The following is a 21,933-nucleotide window of genomic DNA, read 5'->3' as shown; positions in this document are numbered from 1 at the left end:
ACCCGAACCCAAGGGGATTAAGACCCAGCCACGCCGCCGAAGCGGCTTGCATGAAGTTAGATCGAATCAGAGACCCGAACCCAAGGGGATTAAGACGGCCCGTCTGGCCGCATCCATGCCTTTTCGGCGAGGATCGAATCAGAGACCCGAACCCAAGGGGATTAAGACACGACCGGGGCCGCGCTTCTCGGTCATTCGACCACGATCGAATCAGAGACCCGAAGTCAGAGTAAGATCCTGGCTTCCAAGTTGGCCACGACCGCGGACATTCGCGGACATTGGTCGAATCGATACGTAGTGATGGTTGTCGGGGCGAGCGTCGCAGGCGATGTACGGCGCTTGAACGGCACCGGACGGTGCAATCAACCCTCGCCGTTGGCTGAGCGGTGTGGCGAGGCAGGGGGCGGGGTGGTGTCGACGTGGGGGATGGGGTCGTCGCGGCGCAGCGCGCGGGTGGCGGGGAAGTGGCAGGCGAAGGTGGTGCCCTGGCCGAGTTCGCTGGAGATGTTGAGGCTGGCGTCGTGGCGGTTGAGCACGTGTTTGACGATCGCCAGCCCCAGTCCGGTGCCGCCGGATTGGCGCGAGCGTGCGGCGTCGATGCGGTAGAAGCGCTCGGTGAGCCGGGGCAGATGCTCGGGGGCGATGCCGGGGCCGTCGTCCTCGACCACGAAGGCTGCGCCGTCCTTGTCCTGATACCAATGGATACGGATGCGGGTTCCGGCCGGGGTGTGTTTGATGGCGTTGAAGACGAGGTTGGAGAAGGCGCTACAGAGTTCCGGTTGGCTACCGAGCAGCAGGAGCCCGGTGTCGATCAGTGGATCGAGGCGGTGGTTGTCGTCGCCGATGGCCTGGGCCTCCTGGAGGATGAGCCGTAGTTCCTCGGGGACATCGATGCTGTGTTGGTCGGCGGGGCTGTCGTGCATCTCCAGGCGCGAGAGGGTGAGCAGGTCCTCGATGATCGAGCGCATCCGCTCGGCCTGGTTGTGCATCAGTGTCAGCGGGCGGCGGTGGGCCTCGGGGGTGTTGGGGGCATCGAGCAGGTTCTCGACGAAGCCGCCGATCACCGTCAGCGGGGTGCGCAGCTCGTGTGAGGCGTTGGCGACGAAGTCGCGCCGGATCATGTTGAGGTGGTAGACCTTGGTGATGTCGCGCCCCACCACCAGACGCTGGCGCCTACGCTCGCCGAAGGGGGCGATGCGCAGCGAGACCATCAAGGCGCGGTTGTGCACGGGGGCGATATCGAGCGGTCGCAGGTATTCACCGTCCTGGAGGAAGTCGCCGAGATCGGGGTGGGAGAAGACGTCGAGGAAGTGTTGCCCGTCCTGGTCGGGCCAGTGGACGTCGAGCAGCTGCGCGGCGGCGGGGTTGGCCCAGTCGATACGGTGGTGCTTGTCGAGGATCACCAGGGCGTCGGGGACGGCGTTGGCCGCCTCGCGGAAGCGACGGGTGAAACGGATCTGGCGCTTGCGCCCCTTGCGCCCGCGCTGCTGATAGCGGGCGATGTTGCGATAGACCTCGCCCCAGAGCCCGTGCGGGAAGGGCGGCGCGAGGCGATGCTGGCGGCGGATCAGGCCGCTGAGGTCGACCAAGCGGAAGATGTGGCGCCCGAGCGCGGGAACACTCGCCAGCGGGATGCTCCAGGCCGGCGCCAGACCACCGAGCCACAGCAACAGGGCGCCGCCGGAGGGGAGGGCGAAGAGCGCAAGCTCGAAGGCCAGGGCGCGGCGCATCGCTTCGGGGGCGGCGCCCGGGTCAGGCCTTGTCCGAGAAGCGGTAGCCGACGCCGCGCACGGTCTGCAGCAGGCGGTCGTGGCTGGTCGGCTCGAGCGCCTTGCGCAGCCGTCGTACATGGACGTCGACGGTGCGCTCCTCGACATAGACCTGGTCGCCCCACACCTGGTCGAGCAGCTGTGAGCGGCTGAAGGCGCGGTCGGCGTGGGTCATGAAGAAATGCAGCAGGCGGTATTCGGTGGGGGCGACCTCCACCGGACGGCCATCGGCGCTGACGCGGTGGCTGACGTTATCGATGCGCAACCCATTGATCTCGATCTCGTCGCTCGGCTCGGTGTTGGGCTTGGCGCGGCGCAGCACGGCCTTGGTGCGGGCGATCATCTCGCGTGGCGAGAAGGGCTTGGCGATGTAGTCGTCAGCGCCGGTATCGAGTCCCTTGACGCGATCCTCTTCCTCGCCGCGGGCGCTGATCATGATGATCGGCAGGGCTCGGGTGCGGGGGTTTTGCTTGAGCTGCTGGGCCAGTTCCAGACCGGAGCGCCCGGGCAACATCCAGTCGAGCAGGATGAGGTCGGGTTCGTCGCTGGCGAGCAGCTTGCGGGCCTCGTCGGCATGACCGGCCTCGAGCACGCGAAACTCGGCACTCTCGAGCGCGAAGCGCATCACTTCGCGGATATCCGGTTCGTCGTCGATGACAAGAATGGTGGGCATCTTCAGAGGTCCTGGGTGCAGTGGACGCCGCTGGGGCGGTGTCGCGAAACAACGCGGATCGGTGTCCTGGCCGGAAGCGAGCGCGGTGCGGGCGCAGAGCCAGGGTTCGAGGTCTCGGTCCGGGATTCATTCTATGTACGATCGGTTACGGGTAGATGAACATCCCGAGCGGCGATTCCAAGGGGGTGGAGTCGCAGCGATCGTGCGGGTAGGCCGCCGCGCCGGTGGCCCGGCGCGGCGGTAACGCGGCGCGGGCGCGCCGTGTCGGGGCGATCAGCCACGCATCTCGACACGCAGTTGTTCGCGCACCTCGTCGAAGCGCTCGCCGAGGCGTGCCTGACCCTGACGGTCGAGCAGGCTGACGACCACGATCGCGAGGGCCGAGAACAACATCCCGGGGACGATCTCGTAGAGCGCGAACAGGCCGCCGTCGAGCTGCTTCCACACCACCACGGTGAGACCACCGACGACGATGCCGGCGAGGGCGCCGTGACGGGTCATCCGCCGCCAATAGAGTGAGAACACCAGCGGCGCGCCGAAGGCGGCACCGAAACCGGCCCAGGCATAGGCGACCAGGTCGAGCACCATGGCGTCGGGATCGGTCGCCAGGGCGAAGGCGAACAGCGCGATACTGACCACCGCCGCACGCCCGATCATCACCAGTTCACGCTCACTGGCCTCGCGGCGCATCAGCGTGCGGTAGACGTCCTCGGTGAAGGCCGAGGAGCTGACCAGCAGCTGCGAGTCGGCGGTGCTCATGATCGCGGCGAGGATGGCCGCGAGCAGGATGCCGGCGATTACCGGGTGGAACAGGGTGTTGACCATGACGATGAACACGGTCTCGCGGGCGTCGTCGAGCAGCGGGGCGTCGAGCGCGATGATCCCGGTCAGTCCGGTGAGGGTGGCGCCGATCAGGGTGAGCGCGACCCAGGTGACGGCGATGCGCCGCGCGGTGGGGACCATGCGCGGTGAGGCGATCGCCTGGAAGCGGGCGAGTACGTGCGGCTGGCCGAAGTAGCCGAGGCCCCAGGCGGCCAGCGAGACGATGCCGATCCAACCGATGGCGGTGCCGTCGATCTTGGTCATGGGATCGAGTAGCTCGGGGTTGAGCGCATTGAGCTGATCGATGGCGCTGTTGCCGCCGCCGGCCAGGGAGATGGCGAGCAGGGGGACTGCGATCAGTGCCGCGGCCATCAGCAGGCCCTGCATGACGTCGGTCCAGGAGACGGCGAGGAAGCCGCCGATGGCGGTGTAGACGATGATCGAGAGCACCGCGATGGCAACCGCCCAGATGTAGGGCAGGCCGAAGACCGACTCGAACAGTTTGCCGCCGGCGACCAGGCCGGAGGCGGTGTAGATCAGGAAGAACAGCAGGATGAAGACCGCTGCGATGCCGCGCAGCAGACCGCTGGTGTCGGCGAAGCGGTTGGAGAAGTACTCGGGCAGCGTCAGCGCATTGCCGTAGGCGTAGCTGAACACGCGCAGTCGTGCCGCGACCACCATCCAGTTGAGCCAGGTGCCGAACAGCAGACCGCCGGCGAGCCAGATCGATTCGAGTCCGGCGGCATAGGCAAAGCCGGGCAGGCCGAGCAGCAACCAGCCGCTCATGTCCGAGGCGCTGGCGCTGAGCGCTGCGACCCCGCTGCCGAGGCGTCGGCCGCCGAGGATGAAGTCGGAGAGATCGCGGGTGCGCTGATAGGCGTACCAGCCGATCAGCAGCACGATGATGAAATAGATACTGAAGGTGATGGAGATGATGATTGGGTCGTGGGTCAAGCCGTCGCTCCTCGATGGGTTTACACCGATCCGGCTTGTCGAATCGGGTGAATAGGGGGCGGTAGTTTAGAACCTGGCGCGAGTCGCCACCAAATCAGGGCTACGGGGCGACAGTGTGCAGGCATTGCGGTTATGCTCCGTCGGTCAGCAGGGGGCGACCTGGATCGGGGGAGGCCGAGCGCGCTGCCGGACCTTGCCCGCGACGCCCCGCAACGCCCTGTAGCGAGACGAGGTAGCCATGTCCGAAGCCCGAATCCTCAACTGCGAGACCCTGTACGCCGGCAAGGTGATCGACGTGAACCGCGAGCAGGTAGAGCTGCCGGATGGTGCCGAGGTCGCGCTCGAGATCGTTCGTCATCCCGGCGGCGCGGCCACGGTCGCGCTCGATGATCAGGACCGCGTCTGTCTGCTGCGTCAGTTCCGGCATGCCGCCGGTGGTTGGCTGTGGGAGCTACCGGCCGGCCGCATCGATCCCGACGAGACGCCGCAGCGCACCGCCGCTCGCGAGCTGGCCGAGGAGGCCGGGCTGGTGGCCGAGGACTGGACCGATCTCGGGCCGATGCACGCCACCCCGGGGGTGTTCACCGAGGTCATCCATCTGTGGCTGGCGCGTGGGCTCTCCACCCAGCCGGTGGCGCACGAACCCGGCGAGTTGATCGAGGTCCACTGGCTTCCTTTCAGCCAGGCGCTCGACTGGTGTCACGACGCCACCATCACCGATGCCAAGACACTGATCGGGATCTATCGTGCCAAGGCGATGATCCAGAATGATCTTGATCTGCTCTCCGAAGGGGCCGGTTGTTGAGGATGAGGTGATGGATCCGATGCGCGTCTGTGTCCTGCAACATGTCCCTTTCGAGGGGCCGGCGGTTATCGGCGAGTGGGTGCGCTCACGTGGCCATGTGCTCGAGCTGGTTCGGCTCGATCTCGGTGAGCCGCTGCCGGCGCTCGCCGAGATCGACTGGCTGGTGGTGCTGGGTGGCCCGATGGGGGTCGACCAGGAGCAGTGCCATCCCTGGCTCGCCACCGAGCGCGCCTTCATCTCGCGCGCCATCGGTGCCGGTAAGACCCTGGTCGGGGTCTGTCTCGGTGCCCAGCAGATCGCCGCCGCGCTGGGGGCGCGGGTGAGCCGCAACCCCGAGCGCGAGATCGGTTGGTTCCCGCTCGAACTCACCTCCGAGGGTCGCGCCTCGGGGTTGTTTGCGGGCCTGCCCGAGGGGGGCGAGGTCTTCCACTGGCACGGTGACACCTTCGCCCTGCCCGAGGGCGCGCAGCCGCTCGCCGCGAGCGCCGCCTGCGCCAACCAGGGTTTCCTCTTCGAGGATCGGGTGCTGGGTCTGCAATGCCACCTGGAGGCCACCGCCGAGGGCGTCGAGCAGCTGCTCGTCCACTGCGCCGACGAGCTGACCGATCCCGGTCCCTTCGTGCAGGCGCCCGAGTTGATCCGCGCCCGCTCCGTCGAACACTATGCGCGGCTCCACCGGGCCTTGTTCGTACTGCTCGACCGGATGGTGGTGCTCGGCCAGGATCTTTGAGTCGCCAAAGCCCGTAGGTTGGGTTGCCATCGGCACCCCAACGCCGGTGCAGCACGTAAGTTGGGTTGCCGAAGGCACCCCAACACCGCTGCATCATGCTTTCAATACCTCGCAGCTCGCATCCGCGTAGAGGCCGGACGAGACACCGCGCACCCCCGGCCGATTTGACGCGAGGTGGTGGGGTGCGCGCCCGGTCGCGGTCTGCGCCGACCCTCGACGTGCTCGCGCGGTCACGCATCCCACCCTACGGGCTGGCGCTCATGCATCCCACCCTTCGGGGTGGCGGCTTAACGCCCTGCATCTTCGCGCCCTGCGGGTCTTTGCGGTTCAACTCTCCCAACCGCTGGCCGCTACGTCTGTCTCTCGCGCAGCCGCCCGTAGGTTGGGTTGCCGAAGGCACCCCAACACCGCCGCATCGTGTCCTCAAGACCTCGCCACTCGCATCCGCGTAGAGCCCGGACGAGACACCGCGCCCCCGGTCGGTTCGGCGCGAGGTGGTGGGGTGCGTGACCGGAAGCAGTCCGCGCGGTCTCTCGACGTGCTCGCGCGGTCACGCATCCCACCCTACGGGCTGGCGCTCATGCATCCCACCCTACGGGGTGGCGGCCTAACGCCCTGCATCTTCGCGCCCTGCGGGTCCTTGCGGTTCAGCTCTCCCGGCCGCTGGCCGCTACGTCTGTCTCTCGCGCAGCAGCTTCACCTGGAACAGGGCGTTGCGCTCTTCCTCTTCGAGTGCCGAGCGGATGAAGCGGATGGTGCGCTGGTAGCGGGGGATGATGTTGTACTTGAGCGCGTTGACGCGTTTCTGCGCCTTGCGCTGCTCCTCCATCAGTCGGTGCAGCGCGGTCTCGACCTCGGCGAGCCGGGCAAGCAACACCGCGGCCTCGGCGAGGTTGGCGCGGGTGGCGTCGAAGCTCGCGTCGGTGCCGAGCAGACCGACGGGCTTGAGCGGCAGGCGCTCGCTGGCCACCGCCGGGTACTCGACGCCGAGCGCGCGGTGTGGCAGGACATTGACGCGCAGCGCCGGCTCGGCGCCGAGCGCGGCCTGACGAATGCCGCGACTGCCCATGCGCAGGTGGGTGAGGCTGAGGCAGTGATAGGCCGCGCCGAGCGCGGTCTCGGCCTCGCGCCGCAGTGCGCGGTACTCGTCGATGCGCTCGTAGACCAGCCGGGTGAGCAGTTCGCGCTTGCGTTCGAGCAGATCGTGCCCGGCGATCAGAAACTGTGCCTGCTGCTGTAGCCGCAGCAGGCTGCTCTTGGTCGGTGGTGCCTTGATCAGGGGGGGGGCCATGGGGGTTCTGGGGTCAGCGAGACAAGGGCTCGTCAATGGTCGCCCGCGCGTCGATGCAGTCGGGCCCACCCATCTCGAGCATCCGACAGACCAGCGGGCGCTGGGCGTAGATGCGACAGCGTAGGGTGTCGCGGTCGAGCGCGGCGCACCAGCCGTCGTCGAGCCGGAGCATGCAGGTCCGCCCCCAGGCGTCCTCGGTGAGGAAGCGTGGCGGCACCCCGGTGTCGGTCAGGCATACCGCCTCGAGTCGGCAGCAGCAGGCGCGGCACTCGGCGCAGTCGATGTCATGGTCGATCGTCATGGGGGAGGTGGCGTGCAAAGTCGGTCTCCTGTAGGCGGGTGAGCTGGTCGCGTGGGAAGTGCGCCATCAGCGCCCAGGCTAGCTCCAGGGTCTCGATGACCGAGCGCTCTTCGTCCTCGCCCTGGGTGACGAAGCGCGAGTCGAAGGCGTCGGCGAATTCGAGAAAGCGCCGATCGCGCTCGGACAGCTCGTCGGCGCCGATGATCGAGGCGAGGTTGCGGGTCTCCTGGGCGCGGGCGTAGAGGCTGTAGAGCTGGGCCGCGACCCGGGGGTGGTCCTCGCGGGTGTCGTCCTTGCCGATGCCGTCCTTCATCAGCCGCGACAGGCTCGGCGAGATGTGCACCGGGGGGTAGATGCCGCGATTGTGCAGCTCGCGCGAGAGCACGATCTGCCCCTCGGTGATATAGCCGGTGAGGTCGGGGATGGGGTGGGTGATGTCGTCCGAGGGCATGGAGACGACCGGCATCATGGTGATCGACCCGCGTCGGTCGTGGATACGCCCGCAGCGCTCGTAGAGTTCGGCCAGATCGGAGTAGAGATAGCCCGGATAGCCCTTGCGCGCGGGCACGTCGCCCTTGGCGGTGGCGACCTCGCGCAGCGCCTCGGCGTAGTTGGTCATGTCGGTGAGCACCACCAGCACGTGGCGGTCGAGATCATAGGCCAGATACTCGGCGGCGGTGAGCGCGGCGCGGGGCAGGGTGAGCCGCTCCACCGGCGGGTCGTCGGCGAGATTGACGAACATCACCACGTTGCGCAGCACGCCCGAGTTTGCGAACTCGTCGCGGAAGAACTTGGCGTCGGCGTAGGAGACGCCCATGGCCGCGAACACGATCGAGAAGCTGGAGTTCTCGTCGACCAGCCTGGCCTGACGCACAATCTGGGCCGCGAGCCGGTTGTGCGGCAGGCCCGAGCCCGAGAAGATCGGCAGCTTCTGCCCCCGCACCAGACTGTTGAGCCCGTCGATGGTCGAGACGCCGGTCTGGATGAACTCGCGCGGATAGGTGCGGGCGGCCGGATTGATGGCCGAGCCGCCCACCGGCCGCCGCAGCCCCGAGAGTACCGGCGGGCGCCCGTCGCGCGGCTCGCCGAGGCCGTTGAGTTCGCGCCCCAGGATCTCGGGCGAGAGCGCGATCTCCACCGGCTCGTCGAGGAAGCGGACCCAGGTGTTCTCCAGGTCCAGATCATCCGTGCCCTCGAAGACCAGAATCAGCACCTCCTCGTCCGCCGCACGGATGACCTGACCGTTGCGGATCTGGCCCGCATGGTTCTCGATCCGCACCCGGTCGCCGAAGGCCACGCCCGGCGTGTCCCTGACCACCAGGAGGCCGCCCCTGGCTTCGATGGCGGTGCGGTATTCCTTGATGCTCATGATGCAATGATCCTCGTTCGGCTCGATCGAGCCGTACATGCTTGGGGCCTTGGCCCGTCTAGGAATTCAACTCTGGTTGTTGGATTAGAGGTTTGGGCTATAGATAAGTAAGTTGGTAGTGCCCTGACCGATCGTTTAAGAACGGCAAACCTATTCCACGCCGGCTCCTCTATCCAGCTTCGAATATTCAATTCGAACCCCCTCCATCGCCTCCTCCACCTCATCCCGAAACCCCTGTATCCGATCCAGTTCCTCACTCGAATACAGTGACTTGATCCGGCGCATCTTGGCCAATAGCGGTAGGTTCTGCAGTTCCGAGACCGGCACGCCGAGTCGAATCAGCGATTCGCCGCTGCGGTAGATCTCGATGGCCAGATCCAGCAGGGCGAATTGCTTGGCCGGGGAGCAGAAGGTGTCGATGTCGTCGAGCGCGCTCTGCTGCAGCACGCCTTCCTTGATGAGCGCGGCGCCTTCCAGCTCCCAGCGCTGGGGGTCGGAGAGGGCCTCGGGGCCGACCAGGTTGACGATGCGCGAGAGTTCGGCGTCGCGGGCGAGGAGGGCGAGGGCGGCGGTGCGGCGTTGCTCCCAGTTCGGGTCGATCTCCTGGTGCCACCACTCGGCGGCGGTGTGGACATGCCCGGAGAAGCTGCCGACCCAGTCGATCGAGGGGTAGTGACGGGCGTCGGCCAGCTCCTTGGAGAGCGCCCAGAAGGTCTCGACGATGTCCTTGGTGTGGCTGGTGACGGGCTCGGAGAAGTCGCCGCCCGGCGGCGAGACCGCGCCGATCAGGGTGACCGAGCCGGAGGCCCCGGCGAAGGTCTCGACCCGTCCGGCGCGCTCGTAGAGCGCGGCCAGACGCGAGGCGAGATAGGCGGGGTAGCCTTCCTCGACCGGCATCTGTCCGAGCCGCCCGGAGACCTCGCGCAACGCCTCGGCCCAGCGGCTGGTGGAGTCGGCCAGCATCACCACGTCGTAGCCCATGTCGCGGTAGTACTCGGCCATGGTCAGGCCGACATAGACCGATGCCTCGCGCGCCACCACCGGCATGTTGGAGGTGTTGGCCACCAGCAGGGTGCGCTCCATCAGCTTGCGCCCGGTGTAGGGGTCGTCGAGCTGGGGGAAGGTCTCGAGCACGTCGACCAGCTCGTTGCCGCGCTCGCCGCAGCCGACATAGATGACGATGTCGGCGTTCGACCAGCGCGCGATCTGCTGCTGCACCACGGTCTTGCCCGCGCCGAAGGGGCCGGGGACTGCGCCCTTGCTGCCCTTGAGCTGGGGGAAGAAGGTGTCGATCACCCGCTGTCCGGTGATCAGCGGCGCGACGCCGTCGTCGCGGCGCCGGTAGGGGCGCGGCTGGCGCACCGGCCAGCGGTGATAGAGCCCGAGCCTGCGGCTGGCGCCGTGGGCGTCGCGCACCCGGGCAATGGTCGCCTCGAGGTCGTAGTCGCCGGCCGGGGCGATCTCCTCCAGCTCGCCCTCGATACCGGGCGGTACCAGCACGCGGTGCTCGATGGTGGCCGTCTCCGGGACGGTGCCGAGCAGGGTGCCGCCGCCGATCCGGGCGCCGGGTTCGAGCGCCGGGTTGGGGGTGAAGCGCCACTCGCGGGCGCGGTCGAGGGCATTGAGGTCGATGCCGCGGCGGATGTGATCGCCCGAGGCCAGGGCGATCGCCTCGAGCGGTCGTTGCACGCCGTCGAAGATGCCGCCGAGCAGCCCGGGGCCGAGTTCGACCGAGAGCGGTCGGCCGAGTCCGCGCACCGGCTCGCCGGGACGCAGCCCGTCGGTCGATTCGTAGGTCTGGACGATAGCATCGCCGCCACGCAGCGAGATCACCTCGCCGAGCAGCCCGAGTTCGCCGAGCTTGACCTGCTCGCCGCTGCGCGCGCCGGGCAGTTCGATGGTGACGATGGGGCCGTTGATGTCACGCACCCGGCCGGTTCTGTTGGCGTCTTTCACGGCATCATCCATTGAACAGGTTGGCGGTATCGAGCCCGTTGGGGAGCAGGCGTTCGAGGATCACGCGCTGGATCTTGGGGCGCAGCCGTTCGAGCCGACCGGCATGGGTGTCGTCGATGCGCACCCGCCCCTCGGCGTCGCTGACCCGCACCCCGCCGAGGGCGGTGATCGGCTCCTCGACCAGCTCGGCCTCGCGCCCCTCGGGTAGCGCCGCGAGGATCGCCGCCCAGCGCTCGCGCAGCAGCACCAGGTCGTGGGCGTTGGCCTCGACCCGCAGCCGCGGCTGCTCGATCAGCCCGGCATCGCGCACGATCAGCGTCGCGAGCCAGTCGCCATAGGTGTCGCGTTCGGCGACGAAGGCGCGCATCCGCTCTTCGAGTCCGCGCTCGACGGCCTGCATCAGGTTCCAGCGCACCCGGTCGAGATGGGTCTGGAGCTTCAGTTCGCTGGCCTGGACCTGCTGGCGGAAGCTGCGTTCGGCCAGGGCGCGGGCGACCTGCTCCTCGTGTTGCTCGCGCGCGCGCAGCCGCTCGGCGGCCTCGCGCAGGATGGTGTCGCGACGGCTGGCGACGCGCGCCCGGTACTCGGCGGCGAGGCGCTCGGCGCGCGCGAGGATCGCCTGTTCGAGTTCATCGACCTGGGTCATGTCGTTGCTCCGTCTCGTCGTCCGGCGCGGCACCGAACAGCGCATCGAGCCGATCGGCCACCGCGCTGGACAGGCGCGGGGCCTCGGCGCCGAGCGCGGGCACCGCGATCACCACGATGCGTCCGCCCTCGCGGCGGATGCGCTGCAGGCTGGGGATGTCTGCGGCCATCAGCGCGTCGTCGACCACTACCAGCGCCTTGGCCCGCGCGCGCAACAGTCCGCGCAGCAGGCGCTCGACGGTCTCCGGGGCAGGGTTCTCGTGGGCCTCGAAGCCGATCAACCGGAAGCCATCGGCGAGCCGCTCGTCACCGATGAACACGAGCCGCGCCGGGGTGGCGGTCTCGGTGCTGGGAGTGTCCACCATGCCCGCTCAGATCTTGTTGATGAGCAGGATCGAGACCACCAGCCCGTAGATGGCGATGCCCTCGGCCAGACCGAGATAGATCAGGGTGCGCCCGAGGTTCTCCGGCTTCTCGGTGATCGCCGCCAGCGAGGCCGCGCCGATCGGGCCGACGGCGATGCCGGCGCCGATGGTCGAGATCGCGGTGGGGATACCGGCACCGATGATCGCCAGCCCCATGCCGAGGCTGATCTCGGGGGTGGCGGTGTCGGCGAGGGGCTCGGTGGCGGCCAGGGCGTCGTTGAGTCCGAGCACGAGCAGCCCGAGCTGGGCGCCGACGAAGACCACCAGCTGGGTGCCGAGCGCCGGGCGGAACCAGTCACGGAGCCGGGCGCTGGCGCGGGGGCGCAACTCCAGCACCAGTCCGGTGAGGATCAGGCCGAGGATGGCCAGGGTCATGAGGGCGACGAGCCAATACATGTGACGCTCCTGATGTGGTGGATGGTGCCGGGGTCAGTCACGCGGCAGGCGTAGTGGCGCGAAGGCGTGTCCGTCCCCGGAGAAATAACGCGAGAACCCCTCGTAGTACTGCAGTCGCATCACCTGGATCATCACGATCCCGCCCTCGAGCACGATGATAAAGAGGTTGCCGAGGACCAGGGTGATGAGGTGACCGACCTCGCCGAGCATCCCGGCGAGGGTGTAGACGGCGATGGCGAGCGCGACATGGTTGAGCCCGAAGGCGGCGACGCGGAGGAAGGAGAGGGTGTTGGAGACATAGCCGATCACCGTCTCCAGGGTGGCGATGAAGACCACCAGCGCGCGCTCGATCACCGGGCCTTGCTGCTCGCGCCAGCTCGCCCAGGCCAGGGTGGCGAGGGCGAGCCCGGCGATGGTCGCCGGCCAGGGGGCGAGGGCGCCGTTCTCGGCGAGCCCGACCCCGGCGCCGACCAGCGCGAGGTAGAACACCAGATTGACCGCACCGTGATGCCCGAGCACGGCGTCGCGCCAGCGCCCGACGGCCACCCGGTTGTAGATCGCCAGCGTACAGGCGAGGGTGATGAACCCCACCCCCCAGAGGAGTGCCAGGGTGAGCATCCGCAGCGGATCGGTGAGCGGGCTCATCCACAGCGCCGGGATCAGGTGCTCGTTGCCGAACACGCTGCCGAAGACCACCCCGAAGGCCATCGACGACAACCCGGCGAGCAATCCGAAGGGCCAGAAGCGCCCGAGCCGTCGACGCAGCAGCCAGGCGGCGAGCGCGATCACCGCGCCCTGACCGAGGTCGCCGAACATGCTGCCGAACATCAGCAGGAAGGTGACGGCGAACAGCGGCGTGGGGTCGACCTCGCCGTACTCGGGGATGCCGTACTGCCCGACCAGGGTGGCGAAGGGCGCGAGCAGGCGATTGCGGGTGAGCACCGTCGGCACCAGTCGGCGTTCGTCCGGGCGCGGGTCGCGCACGCTCAGGTCGAAGGGGTGCGAGAGTGTTTGACGAAGCTGATCGGCGAGGTCGTCGACGCCACCGGCCGGCACCCAGCCGGCGAGATGGGCGAGCGGTCCGCTGGCGCGCAGCGCCGGGTCGAGCGCGACCAGCGGGGCGGCGAGCAGCAGGGTCTGCTGCGCGGCGAGCAGCTGTGCGCGATGGTCGGCACCCCAGTCGGCGAGTTCGCGTTCGAGCGCGGCGCGGCGGTGGGCGATGTCGGCGCTACGCGTCTCGAGCTGCTGGCGTACCCGCGCCGGTTCGCGGTCGAGTTCGATCGGGATCGGCAGCGCCTGGAATCCGGCGGCGGCGAGCACCTGGGGCAGTGACTCGGGGGCGGCGTCGCTGGGGCCGACGATCACCACATGGGTCTGGTCGCCACGCTGCATGTAGACATGGACCAGATAGTGGGCGAGCCCGAGCGCGCCGCCGAGCCGGGCGAGGTTCTCGCGCGGCACCATGCCGACATGGATGTCGAGGAAGCGGGTGTTGTTGCGCAGCACCGCCAGATCGATGTCGAGCGCGGCGAAGTTGGCGAGCGCGGCCTGGTGCTCGGCGACCAGTCGCGCCTCGTCGTCGAGCAGGCGCAGGCCCTCGGCGTGGGTCGAGGCGGTTTGCCACAGCTCGCCGAGCCAGTGGTCGAGCGCGGCGAGTGACTCGGGCTCGATCACCCGAGGCCGGTCGACGTGCTGCGCCAGCGCGAGGTCGAGCAGCTCGGCGAGCTTGTCGAGCCGCTGGCGGGCGCGATCGTGGTGGTGGCGATAGTGGTGTGCCGGGGCGGTGCCGAGCCGGGCCTCGGCAGGGGCGCGCGGGTCGGGGTGGAAGTGGCCGGTGGCGGCGAGGGCGAGCGAGGTGGCGGGTAGGTCCTCGGTGAGGACCAGCAGGCGGACGTGCTTCATCGCCGTGGGCGCGAGCATCAGTCCGTCTCCGACCGGTCGACAACCGCGGCCCGCCAGGTACAGCCCGAAGGGACGTGTTCGAGTGCGGCGTCGATGGTGTGTTGCGCTAGTCCCAGCAAGCGTCCCTGGACGATCGCGAAGAGTCCCAGCAGCTCGGTCTCGCGCAACATCAGATAGGCCAGCGCACGGGCTGGCGCCGAGTCGGCGTACGCGAGCGAGGCACGCGCGGTCGCCGCGCTGTGGGCGTTGACGCGGCGCTGTACCTCGGCGATGTCGTCGCTGCCGGCGAGGCGCCCGGCCAGTGGCTCGGGGAGGGTGCCGAGCACCGCCTCGAGGCCCTCGAGTGCCACCAGGTGCAACAGTCGCTCCCGCCCGAGGAGTCCGGTCGAGGGCACCAGCCAGTAGAAGGTCGCCGAGGGCGAGAGCCCGTAGCAGAGTCGAAAGCGCAACAGCCACAGCAGGTCGACACGATCGAGCATGGCCCCGATCAGGCGTCTGAGCGCGTTGCCGTGCGGGGCGCCGAAGGCGCGGGCGTGATGGGCGAGATCGAGATAGTAGTGTTGATCGATGGCCGCCTCGAGGGCGAAGGGTTCGCGTTGACGGGCATAGACCTCGCGTGCCTGGCGCGCGATCTGGCGGTAGGGGCCGGTCTCGAGCTGGCGCAGGAGTTCATCGACCCCCTCGGCGCGGAACAGGGTGCGGATCGGTAGCCGGATCGGGGCCGGTAGCTCGAACAATTGCGCGGCGATGGTCTCGGCCTCGAATGCATGGAGCTTGCCGCGCAGCAGGGTCTTGAGGTTGTAGAGGGCGTACTTGCGCCCCCAGGCGAGGATCAGTTCACGCTCGGCGCCGTGCAGTGGTCGGATCAGCACCTGCAGCTCGGCGAGCAGCTGGTGGACCAGCGCCTGCTCGATCGCGCGGCTGCGGCTGCGCAACGACTGGCTGGGGTCGAGCAGGGTATCGAGGCCGAGGCGCTGGGCCAGGTCCGGCAGTGTCAGCTCGGCGAGCTGGGCCAGACCGTGACGGTCGTGCAGCTGGCGGGTCATCATCGAGACCCGGGCGTCGAGATAGGCGTGGGCGGCGTCGACCATGACGCGGCACTCAGCGACGGAGATCGATGAGGACCTGGAAGGCGGCCTCGAGCGCCTCGTGCTCTCGCTCTTCGGCCTGGTTGCGCAGGGCGATATGGCGCTCGTCGTAGCGGCGGCGCAGTTCGGCGATGCTCTGTTCGGCGCGCGCACCGGCCTTGGCGATGAAGCCCTGGCGCAGTTCCGGGATCCTAGCGGTGAAGCGTGCCTGCTCGGCGCGGGCCTCGGCCATCGCCTGATCGACGATCCGGCCCTGTTCGGTCTCGGCCTGTTGGGCGAGACGCTCGGCGTGCATCTCGACATCGAGCAGTCGCTTGAGGGTGTCATCCATGGGGGTGCTCTTCGCGGCTCCGGGCGTTGGGCCCGACTAGCTTACGCCAAAGGCGCCGGCGACGCGCGTCACCGGCGCCGGACGGGTCAGTGTCGTGAGGGTGGCGTGGTGCCATCGAGGCGGACATGGTCGCTCATGCAGATCCGGTGGCGCCAGAACTGCTCAGAGAGTACCCGCATCTCCTCGGCGAGGGTGGCCAAGGCCTCGGCGGTGTGCTCGATCTCGCCGGTGGTCGCGGCGTTGCCGTCGGCCGCCTGACGGATGTTGGTGATACTGCGGTTGACCTCTTCGCTGACCGCGCTCTGCTCCTCGACGGCGGTGGCGATCTGGGTGGTCATGTCCGAGATCTGCTGCACGCTGGCGGCGATCGCCGCCAGTGCCTCACCGGCCTCCCCGGCCTGAGCGACGCTCTCCTCGGCCTGGGCTCGGCTGCCGTGCATCACCTCGACCGAGGCGCGCGCACCGGCCTGCAGCTTCTCGATCATGGTCTGGATCTCGGTGGTCGATTGCTGGGTGCGGTTGGCGAGGTTGCGCACCTCGTCGGCGACCACCGCGAAGCCGCGTCCGGCCTCGCCGGCGCGGGCGGCCTCGATGGCGGCGTTGAGGGCGAGCAGGTTGGTCTGCTCGGCGATCTCACGGATCACCTCGAGCACGGCACTGATCTCGTCGCTGTGCTGCTCGAGGGTCTGGATCACGCTGGCGGCGTTCTCGACCTCACCAGAGAGCCGGTCGATGGCCGAGCCGGTGTCGATGGTGATGCGGTGACCATCGCGCGCGGCCTCGTCGGCGCCGCTGGCGGTGTCGGCGGTGTGCTGGGCGTTGCGAGCGACCTCGCGCACGCTGGCGGCCATCTCCTCGATGGCGGTGGCCACCAGGTCGGTCTGGGACTGTTGTTCGAGGATTGCACCGCGCAGCTGCGAGACGGTATCGACCGTGGTCTCGGCCTGGCGCGAGAGTTTGGCTGCGGTATCGGAGATCCGCACCGCCGCCGAGCGGCTCTCGGTGCGCAGCATCCGCATCGCCAAGGTGATGCCGCCGTACTCGCGACTGGTGCCGGTGTAGAGATACTGTGCGGTGGGATCGTCGATCACCTGGTGCGCGCGCGCGCTCAAGCGCGCCAGCGGTCGGGTCTGGAGCCAGACGATGAGGATCGCAACGGCGAGCATCAGCCCGATCAGGGCGGCGCCCGGGGCCAGGGGTTGGGCCGTCGGCACTAGTGCGGCGAGGGCGATGAGTGCCGCGCTCACCAGCCCGGCGGTGAGTCGCCAGAACGCCGAGAGGCGCGGCAGGCGCAGCGCCAGGGGCAGGCGGCCGGCGCGGATGGCGGCATAGAGCCGCTCGGCCTTATCGATCAGATCGCGCGCCGGGCGGGTGCGCACCGATTGGTATTCGACCACCTTGCCGTTGCGCATGATCGGGTTGACGAAGGCGTCGACCCAGTAGTGATCGCCGTTCTTGCAGCGGTTCTTGACCAGGCCCATCCAGGGGCGCCCGGACTTGACCGTCTGCCACAGCTCGGCGAAGGCTGCCGGCGGCATGTCGGGGTGGCGCACCACGTTGTGGTTGACACCCACCAGTTCGTCACGGGTGAAGCCGCTGATGTCGACGAAGGTGTCGTTGACGTCGGTGATGATGCCCTTGAGGTCGGTGGTCGACATGATGTTGTCGGTCTCGGCGAAGGTCTGTTCCTTGCCGGTGACGGGGAGATTGGTCTTCATCTGTTGCGGCCCTCAGCGCCGATGTTCCCAGAATTGCCGTGCCAGGGTGCGCAGCTCGGCCGAGAGTTCCACCACCCGGGCGGCGGCCGTCTCGATGGCATGGCTGCTCGCGGCGGTCTGGTCGGCGCCGTGACGGATGTCGGTGATGCTGCGGCTGATCTCCTCGCTGACCGCGCTCTGCTCCTCGACGGCGGTGGCGATCTGGGTGCTCATGTCGGTGATCGATTGGATGCCGGCGGCAATCCGTGCGAGCGCGCTACCGGCCTCGGCGGCGCGCGAGACGCTGTGCTCGGCCTGGGTGCGGCTGTTGCCCATGACCTCGACCGAGGCGCGTGCCCCGCCCTGCAGCTTCTCGATCATGCTCTTGATCTCGGTGGTCGACTGCTGGGTGCGGTTGGCGAGATTGCGCACCTCGTCGGCGACCACCGAGAAGCCGCGCCCGGCGTCGCCGGCGCGGGCGGCCTCGATGGCGGCGTTGAGGGCGAGCAGGTTGGTCTGCTCGGCAATGCCCCGGATCACCTCGAGCACGGCGTTGATCTCGTCGCTGTGCTGCTCGAGGGTGTGGATCACCGCAGCGGCTTGTTCGATCTCGTCGGCGAGGGTGCCGATCGAGCCGCCGGTGGCGCTCACCACATCGGCGCCACCGGTGGCATTGGTATCGGCCTCATGGGCGGTGTCGGCGGTGCGCTGGGCGTTCTGCGCGACCTCGCGCACGCTGGCGGCCATCTCCTCGATGGCGGTGGCGACTTGGTCGGTCTCGGATTGTTGGGCGAGGATCGCGCTCCGTGCCGAGTCGACTGCGGCGGCCATGTGCTCGGCCTGGCGCAGCAACCGGGCTGCCGAGTCGTCGACCCGGCCGACGGCGGCGCCGGTCTCGGCCTCGAGCATGTGCATGGCGAACTCGACCGCGCCGTATTCGTCGCGCCGGTTGGTGTAGATGTACTGGCTAGTCGGGTTGTCGGCGACGAGCCGGGCCTGGGTGGCGATGGTGGTCAGGGCGCGGGTCTCGAGCCAGGCCACGGTCATCGCCACCAGGGTAAAGAGCAAGACCGGGAGGGCGCTCTGCGACACCGCCAGCCCGAGCAGGGGGCTGGCGGCGATGGCGCCGGCGCCGAGCAGGGCGATGCTGCCGAGCAGTCGCCAGCGGGCGCTGGGGAGCGCTAGGCGCCAGTGCCAGGGGCGACGATTGCGCATCAGTTCGGCATAGAGGCGCTCGGCGCGCTCGACCATGACGCGCGCCGGCTTGGTGCGTACCGACTGGTATTCGGTGACGGTGTCGCCGTCGTGGGTGATCGGGGTGACATAGGCGCTCACCCAGTAGTGATCGCCGTTCTTGCAGCGGTTCTTGATCAGGCCCATCCAGGGGCGTGCGGCCTTCAGTGTCGTCCACAGCTCGGCGAAGGCCACCGGCGGCATGTCGGGGTGACGCACCACGTTGTGATTGCGTCCGATCAGTTCGTTCTCGGTAAAGCCCGAGATCTCGATGAAGTGATCGTTGACGTAGGTGATGGCGCCCTTGAGGTCGGTGGTCGACAGGATGTTGGTGTCATCCGCGAAGGAGACCTCCTGCTGCGTCACTGGATAGTTCTTTTTCATGCGGGGAACATCCCTTGGGGTAAACCCTTGGTTTGCGGGAGGTGGCAAGGTTCACACCCCCGCAGTCGCGGTGTCGGGGTCGACCGACAGTAGATGGTGCGGTACTGCGTGTGATCTCAACCTCGCTCAGATCAATGGGCCGCAGGATACGGCCCTTGCGGCCGCGCTGTTATCGCCCCGTGCGACGGCGCCGTCCTGGCCCTCGTGGCGAGGGGATGAGTGCGCGGTTCAATGATGGCACGACTCACGGGAGGATGCGCGCCGGTCGCCGAGGGATGCACGATGAGTGGATCAGTGCAGCGCGATCACGGGCTCGGCGCGCAGCAGGATGATCGCGACCAAGGCGCTGAGCAGCAGCGCCCAGAGGGCGAGATGAAGGCGTATCGATTGGCGGGCGCGATTGCGTTCGGTCCAGGTGCGTGGCCGCACCCCTTTGAACAAGAACACCAGCTTGGCGGCCAGCAAAACACAGACGATGTTGACGGCCAGCAACAGCAGTGCGCCGAGCGCCGCATCCCAGCGGGTGCTGCCGAGCGCCAGGCCGATGGTCGCCGTCGGTGGTAGCAGGGCGACGGCGACCATCACCCCGACCAGGGTCGAGGACAGCCCAGAGGTCAACGACAGCACCGCGGCCGCGCCCGAGGCGAGCGCCAGCACGACACCGGCCAGGCCGACATCGGTCCGCGTGGCCAGCTCGGCGAGGCCGAAGTCGACCTCCCAGATCAACCCGATGACGACGGCCAGCAGCAGCGATAGCGCCAATCCGGCGGCGTTGGTGCGCAGCGCCTGCCACACCAGGGCGCGATCACCGAGCGCGGTGGCGAAGGCCAGTGCGATATTGGGGCCGAGCAGGGGGGCGATGACCATCGCGCCGATCAAGACCGCGACATTGTCCTCGAGCAGCCCGATCGCCGCGACCAAGGTCGAGAGCACGGTCAGGATCAGGTGGTTGCTGTCGAGTCGCGCCCCTTTGACGATCTCGCTGTAGAGTTCCTCGCGGGTCGCGGCGATCGCCTGCGCGCGGCGTAGTGCCTCGTCCTGCTGGCGCGGGGTGTCGCGAGTGAGGGTGGTGTCGACGGGTTGGATGACGATGCGGGCATCGGGATCGGTCCTGAACAGGTCCTGCAGCGAGTCGATCAGCGCCTGACGATGGGCGTCGTCGACGAGCATCCGTATCGCGCGCCGTCCGTCCTCGCCGCGATCGCCGCACCAAGCATCGGTGGCGCCATAGAAGCGGGCCATGCCGAGTAGGGTCTTGGTGTGTCTGGCCGCGGCGATGACCTCGACGATGCGCATGACGGCGACCTCAGGGGGTGACCGGGAGGGCGAGGATCAACAGGAGCAACAGGGCGAGGAGGCCGACGGCGTTGAACAGTCGGTCGATGCGACGGTTGCGAATGCGGGTTCGGTCGATGAGGCGGGTGTACCTGGGGTCGGCGGCCAGCTCGGGATCCAGGGCGATGTGCCGTTGCGGCAGGGCGATGGCCGCGATTGCGGCGCAGGCGGTGAGCGGGTCGGTGCGGTAGAGACCGGAGTCGATGTCGACCAGGTGGCGGCGCAGGTGTTGGTGAGCGTGCATGCGCGCGGTGGTGACGTCTTCGAAGCGCACGACGCAGTGTAGTCGAGGTGTCGGTGTCGGCGGTTGCGCCGCGACCCGGAGACGGACCAACCCGGGGTGGTCGGGGTGGGTCTCGACGCTCAGGTGTCCTGGGGTCATCGTCCGGTCTCGATCGGGGCGGGCTCAGGGATAGGCCGCTGCCATCCGGTCGATCTCCCAATTGCACTGCTCGATCAAGGTCTCGAGCGAGCGCGGGATCGGGAGGGTGTCCTCGGGGTCATAGCGTTGACCGGCCTGCCAGTGGCGTGCGGCCGTTTCTGCGATCTCTGGGAGGCCGTGACGCTGTAACTCCCATAGGGCCTGTGTCTGCTTGGTCTGCATGGGCACCCCCTGCTGCTTCCCTAGTTCCATGATCGAATGTGGTGTCTCGGCGACGTTGCGTTCCGCCATCGCCAGGATTGGTTGTCGGGCCAAGTCTAACGAAAGATTATGAACAGATCCGCAATTTCTGACCCTTACATCGAGAAGTTATGGTGCTTCCCGAAGAGGTCAAGTGGCGTCAGCAGCACCGCGGCCGGTGCTGCTGGAGATGGGGTGTGTCTTTCAGGGGACGGTCGACGAGGGCTCAGTCGGGGGTCCCGAGCTGGTGGACGCTGGCGGGGAGCTGAGCGCGGACCACTGCGGCGAAGGTCTCGAGGACCTGGCGCCGCGGGAAGCTGCGGCGATAGACCAGGGAGATGCGGCGATAGGCGTTGGGCAGGTGGAGCCGGCGCGCGACGATGCCATGATCATGCATCCAGGCCTCGCGCACCGCCAGTGCCGGGACCAGGGTGCAGCCGAAGCCGGCGCTGACCAGCTGCAACAGGGTCTCGAGGCTGGAGGCGCGCAGATCGGCCATCTCGCCCTGGGTCGGGCGCTGCGAGAGTCGACAGACTTCCATCACCTGATGGGCCAGGCAGTGACCGTCGGCGAGCAGCAGCAGCTCGCACGACTCCAGGTCGTCGGCGCTGATCTCGGGGTGTTGCTGCAGCGGATGGCCCTCGGGATGGGCGAGCCAGAAGGGCTCGTCGAACAGCTCGATGGCGGCGAGGTCGGAGTCCTCGACCGGGGTAGCGAGCAGCGCGGCATCGATCTCGTGGTGGTTGAGGCGCTCGAGCAGGGTGTCGGTGATCTCCTCGGAGAGCACCAGCTGCAGTTTGGGGCAGCGTGCGCGTAGCGGCCGCAGCAACAACGGGATCAGATAGGGGCTGATGGTGGGGATGGCGCCGATGCGCAGCGAGCCGGCCAAGGGGTCCTGGTGGGCGCGCGCGACCTGCTCGATGGCGTTGGTCTGCTCCAGCACCAGTCGGGCGTGGTGGAGGATCGCCTCGCCGACGGGGGTGATCTCGACCGAGCGGTTGGTGCGCTCGAAGATCACCACGTCGAGTTCGTCCTCGAGCTTCTTGATCTGGCCACTGAGCGTCGGTTGACTGACGAAGCAACGCTCGGCGGCGCGCCCGAAGTGACGCGTCTCGGCGACGGCGAGGATATATTTCAGGTCACGTAGGTTCACGCGCTCATGATACCGGAAATCAGGTCGCAGTCGGAGTCGTGATTTTCCCCCC

General features: G+C 68.3%; 21 protein-coding genes. 2 read left to right on the top strand and 19 right to left on the bottom strand.

The features are described from left to right. Positions 1-362: 362 nt before the first annotated feature. The 3 genes from phoR to putP all read right to left on the bottom strand — a co-directional run bounded on the left by phoR (position 363) and on the right by putP (position 4,218). Positions 363-1,730 (bottom strand): phosphate regulon sensor histidine kinase PhoR, encoded by a 1,368-nt coding sequence (phoR, locus tag HF203_RS05110; RefSeq protein ID WP_168667288.1) that lies wholly within the window; start codon positions 1,728-1,730, stop codon positions 363-365. Between the two features lie 22 nt (positions 1,731-1,752). Further along, on the bottom strand, positions 1,753-2,442 hold the full coding sequence (phoB, locus tag HF203_RS05105) for a phosphate regulon transcriptional regulator PhoB (RefSeq protein ID WP_168667286.1): 690 nt from the start codon (positions 2,440-2,442) through the stop codon (positions 1,753-1,755). Positions 2,443-2,715: 273 nt separating this feature from the next. Then, positions 2,716-4,218, bottom strand: a complete 1,503-nt coding sequence (gene putP, locus HF203_RS05100) for a sodium/proline symporter PutP (protein WP_168667284.1) — start codon at positions 4,216-4,218, stop codon at positions 2,716-2,718. A gap of 238 nt (positions 4,219-4,456) precedes the next feature. Here putP and HF203_RS05095 point away from each other — a divergent pair, with 238 nt between their 5' ends. Both HF203_RS05095 and HF203_RS05090 read left to right on the top strand, forming a co-directional pair. After that, a complete protein-coding gene (locus HF203_RS05095; RefSeq protein ID WP_168667282.1) occupies positions 4,457-5,023 on the top strand; it encodes an NUDIX hydrolase in 567 nt (188 codons plus the stop codon). A 10-nt stretch (positions 5,024-5,033) separates the two neighbouring features. Next, entirely contained in the window at positions 5,034-5,753 is a 720-nt protein-coding gene (locus HF203_RS05090) for a type 1 glutamine amidotransferase (RefSeq protein WP_246221656.1), read from the top strand. A gap of 670 nt (positions 5,754-6,423) precedes the next feature. Here HF203_RS05090 and HF203_RS05085 read toward each other — a convergent pair. The 16 genes from HF203_RS05085 to HF203_RS05010 form a co-directional block, all read right to left on the bottom strand. Continuing rightward, positions 6,424-7,044 (bottom strand): V-type ATP synthase subunit D, encoded by a 621-nt coding sequence (locus tag HF203_RS05085; protein ID WP_168667275.1) that lies wholly within the window; start codon positions 7,042-7,044, stop codon positions 6,424-6,426. A gap of 13 nt (positions 7,045-7,057) precedes the next feature. After that, positions 7,058-7,345, bottom strand: a complete 288-nt coding sequence (locus HF203_RS05080) for a YkgJ family cysteine cluster protein (RefSeq protein WP_168667273.1) — start codon at positions 7,343-7,345, stop codon at positions 7,058-7,060. Beyond that, positions 7,329-8,714 carry a V-type ATP synthase subunit B gene (locus tag HF203_RS05075; RefSeq protein WP_168667271.1) on the bottom strand — a complete coding sequence of 462 codons (1,386 nt, stop codon included), beginning with the start codon at positions 8,712-8,714 and terminating at the stop codon, positions 7,329-7,331. The genes HF203_RS05080 and HF203_RS05075 overlap by 17 nt, the downstream gene beginning before the upstream one ends. A 150-nt stretch (positions 8,715-8,864) precedes the next feature. Continuing rightward, a complete protein-coding gene (locus HF203_RS05070; RefSeq protein ID WP_210424638.1) occupies positions 8,865-10,682 on the bottom strand; it encodes a V-type ATP synthase subunit A in 1,818 nt (605 codons plus the stop codon). Then, positions 10,675-11,316: a V-type ATP synthase subunit E gene (locus HF203_RS05065; protein ID WP_168667267.1), complete on the bottom strand. Its 642-nt coding sequence runs from the start codon at positions 11,314-11,316 to the stop codon at positions 10,675-10,677. Before HF203_RS05065 ends, HF203_RS05070 begins: the two co-directional genes overlap by 8 nt. Then, a complete protein-coding gene (locus HF203_RS05060; RefSeq protein WP_168667265.1) occupies positions 11,300-11,680 on the bottom strand; it encodes a V-type ATP synthase subunit F in 381 nt (126 codons plus the stop codon). The genes HF203_RS05065 and HF203_RS05060 overlap by 17 nt, the downstream gene beginning before the upstream one ends. Positions 11,681-11,686: 6 nt before the next feature. Further along, complete coding sequence (locus HF203_RS05055) at positions 11,687-12,136, bottom strand: ATP synthase subunit C (RefSeq protein WP_168667263.1); 450 nt, start codon at positions 12,134-12,136, stop codon at positions 11,687-11,689. 33 nt (positions 12,137-12,169) lie between these two features. Then, positions 12,170-14,056, bottom strand: coding sequence for a V-type ATP synthase subunit I (locus HF203_RS05050; protein ID WP_168667262.1), 1,887 nt, complete (start codon positions 14,054-14,056; stop codon positions 12,170-12,172). Beyond that, positions 14,056-15,129 carry a V0D/AC39 family V-type ATPase subunit gene (locus tag HF203_RS05045; protein ID WP_168667260.1) on the bottom strand — a complete coding sequence of 358 codons (1,074 nt, stop codon included), beginning with the start codon at positions 15,127-15,129 and terminating at the stop codon, positions 14,056-14,058. The genes HF203_RS05050 and HF203_RS05045 overlap by 1 nt, the downstream gene beginning before the upstream one ends. Before the next feature lie 10 nt (positions 15,130-15,139). After that, positions 15,140-15,457, bottom strand: coding sequence for an ATPase (locus tag HF203_RS05040; protein ID WP_168667258.1), 318 nt, complete (start codon positions 15,455-15,457; stop codon positions 15,140-15,142). 86 nt (positions 15,458-15,543) lie between these two features. Further along, positions 15,544-17,175: a methyl-accepting chemotaxis protein gene (locus tag HF203_RS05035; protein ID WP_168667256.1), complete on the bottom strand. Its 1,632-nt coding sequence runs from the start codon at positions 17,173-17,175 to the stop codon at positions 15,544-15,546. Positions 17,176-17,187: 12 nt separating this feature from the next. Further along, positions 17,188-18,771 (bottom strand): methyl-accepting chemotaxis protein, encoded by a 1,584-nt coding sequence (locus HF203_RS05030; protein WP_168667245.1) that lies wholly within the window; start codon positions 18,769-18,771, stop codon positions 17,188-17,190. Between the two features lie 291 nt (positions 18,772-19,062). Then, positions 19,063-20,067 carry a TIGR00341 family protein gene (locus HF203_RS05025; RefSeq protein WP_168667238.1) on the bottom strand — a complete coding sequence of 335 codons (1,005 nt, stop codon included), beginning with the start codon at positions 20,065-20,067 and terminating at the stop codon, positions 19,063-19,065. 10 nt (positions 20,068-20,077) lie between these two features. Next, a complete protein-coding gene (locus HF203_RS05020; RefSeq protein ID WP_168667235.1) occupies positions 20,078-20,488 on the bottom strand; it encodes a hypothetical protein in 411 nt (136 codons plus the stop codon). A gap of 24 nt (positions 20,489-20,512) precedes the next feature. Then, on the bottom strand, positions 20,513-20,740 hold the full coding sequence (locus HF203_RS05015) for a hypothetical protein (RefSeq protein ID WP_246221655.1): 228 nt from the start codon (positions 20,738-20,740) through the stop codon (positions 20,513-20,515). 214 nt (positions 20,741-20,954) lie between these two features. Next, positions 20,955-21,881, bottom strand: a complete 927-nt coding sequence (locus HF203_RS05010) for a LysR substrate-binding domain-containing protein (RefSeq protein WP_168667233.1) — start codon at positions 21,879-21,881, stop codon at positions 20,955-20,957. Between the last annotated feature and the right edge of the window lie 52 nt (positions 21,882-21,933).

This window comes from Marichromatium bheemlicum (assembly GCF_012276755.1).
Lineage (GTDB): Bacteria > Pseudomonadota > Gammaproteobacteria > Chromatiales > Chromatiaceae > Marichromatium > Marichromatium bheemlicum.
This window is presented reverse-complemented; position numbering and strand designations above follow the sequence as displayed.

What these genes read in the sequence shown, in the direction of transcription:
- phoR (WP_168667288.1), bottom strand. Translation starts at nt 1,730, where the DNA reads ATGCGCCGCGCCCTGGCCTTCGAGCTTGCGCTCTTCGCCCTCCCCTCC.
- phoB (WP_168667286.1), bottom strand. Translation starts at nt 2,442, where the DNA reads ATGCCCACCATTCTTGTCATCGACGACGAACCGGATATCCGCGAAGTG.
- HF203_RS05095 (WP_168667282.1), top strand. Translation starts at nt 4,457, where the DNA reads ATGTCCGAAGCCCGAATCCTCAACTGCGAGACCCTGTACGCCGGCAAG.
- HF203_RS05090 (WP_246221656.1), top strand. Translation starts at nt 5,034, where the DNA reads ATGGATCCGATGCGCGTCTGTGTCCTGCAACATGTCCCTTTCGAGGGG.
- HF203_RS05085 (WP_168667275.1), bottom strand. Translation starts at nt 7,044, where the DNA reads ATGGCCCCCCCCCTGATCAAGGCACCACCGACCAAGAGCAGCCTGCTG.
- HF203_RS05080 (WP_168667273.1), bottom strand. Translation starts at nt 7,345, where the DNA reads ATGACGATCGACCATGACATCGACTGCGCCGAGTGCCGCGCCTGCTGC.
- HF203_RS05075 (WP_168667271.1), bottom strand. Translation starts at nt 8,714, where the DNA reads ATGAGCATCAAGGAATACCGCACCGCCATCGAAGCCAGGGGCGGCCTC.
- HF203_RS05070 (WP_210424638.1), bottom strand. Translation starts at nt 10,682, where the DNA reads ATGGATGATGCCGTGAAAGACGCCAACAGAACCGGCCGGGTGCGTGAC.
- HF203_RS05065 (WP_168667267.1), bottom strand. Translation starts at nt 11,316, where the DNA reads ATGACCCAGGTCGATGAACTCGAACAGGCGATCCTCGCGCGCGCCGAG.
- HF203_RS05060 (WP_168667265.1), bottom strand. Translation starts at nt 11,680, where the DNA reads ATGGTGGACACTCCCAGCACCGAGACCGCCACCCCGGCGCGGCTCGTG.
- HF203_RS05055 (WP_168667263.1), bottom strand. Translation starts at nt 12,136, where the DNA reads ATGTATTGGCTCGTCGCCCTCATGACCCTGGCCATCCTCGGCCTGATC.
- HF203_RS05050 (WP_168667262.1), bottom strand. Translation starts at nt 14,056, where the DNA reads ATGCTCGCGCCCACGGCGATGAAGCACGTCCGCCTGCTGGTCCTCACC.
- HF203_RS05045 (WP_168667260.1), bottom strand. Translation starts at nt 15,129, where the DNA reads ATGGTCGACGCCGCCCACGCCTATCTCGACGCCCGGGTCTCGATGATG.
- HF203_RS05040 (WP_168667258.1), bottom strand. Translation starts at nt 15,457, where the DNA reads ATGGATGACACCCTCAAGCGACTGCTCGATGTCGAGATGCACGCCGAG.
- HF203_RS05035 (WP_168667256.1), bottom strand. Translation starts at nt 17,175, where the DNA reads ATGAAGACCAATCTCCCCGTCACCGGCAAGGAACAGACCTTCGCCGAG.
- HF203_RS05030 (WP_168667245.1), bottom strand. Translation starts at nt 18,771, where the DNA reads ATGAAAAAGAACTATCCAGTGACGCAGCAGGAGGTCTCCTTCGCGGAT.
- HF203_RS05025 (WP_168667238.1), bottom strand. Translation starts at nt 20,067, where the DNA reads ATGCGCATCGTCGAGGTCATCGCCGCGGCCAGACACACCAAGACCCTA.
- HF203_RS05020 (WP_168667235.1), bottom strand. Translation starts at nt 20,488, where the DNA reads ATGACCCCAGGACACCTGAGCGTCGAGACCCACCCCGACCACCCCGGG.
- HF203_RS05015 (WP_246221655.1), bottom strand. Translation starts at nt 20,740, where the DNA reads ATGGAACTAGGGAAGCAGCAGGGGGTGCCCATGCAGACCAAGCAGACA.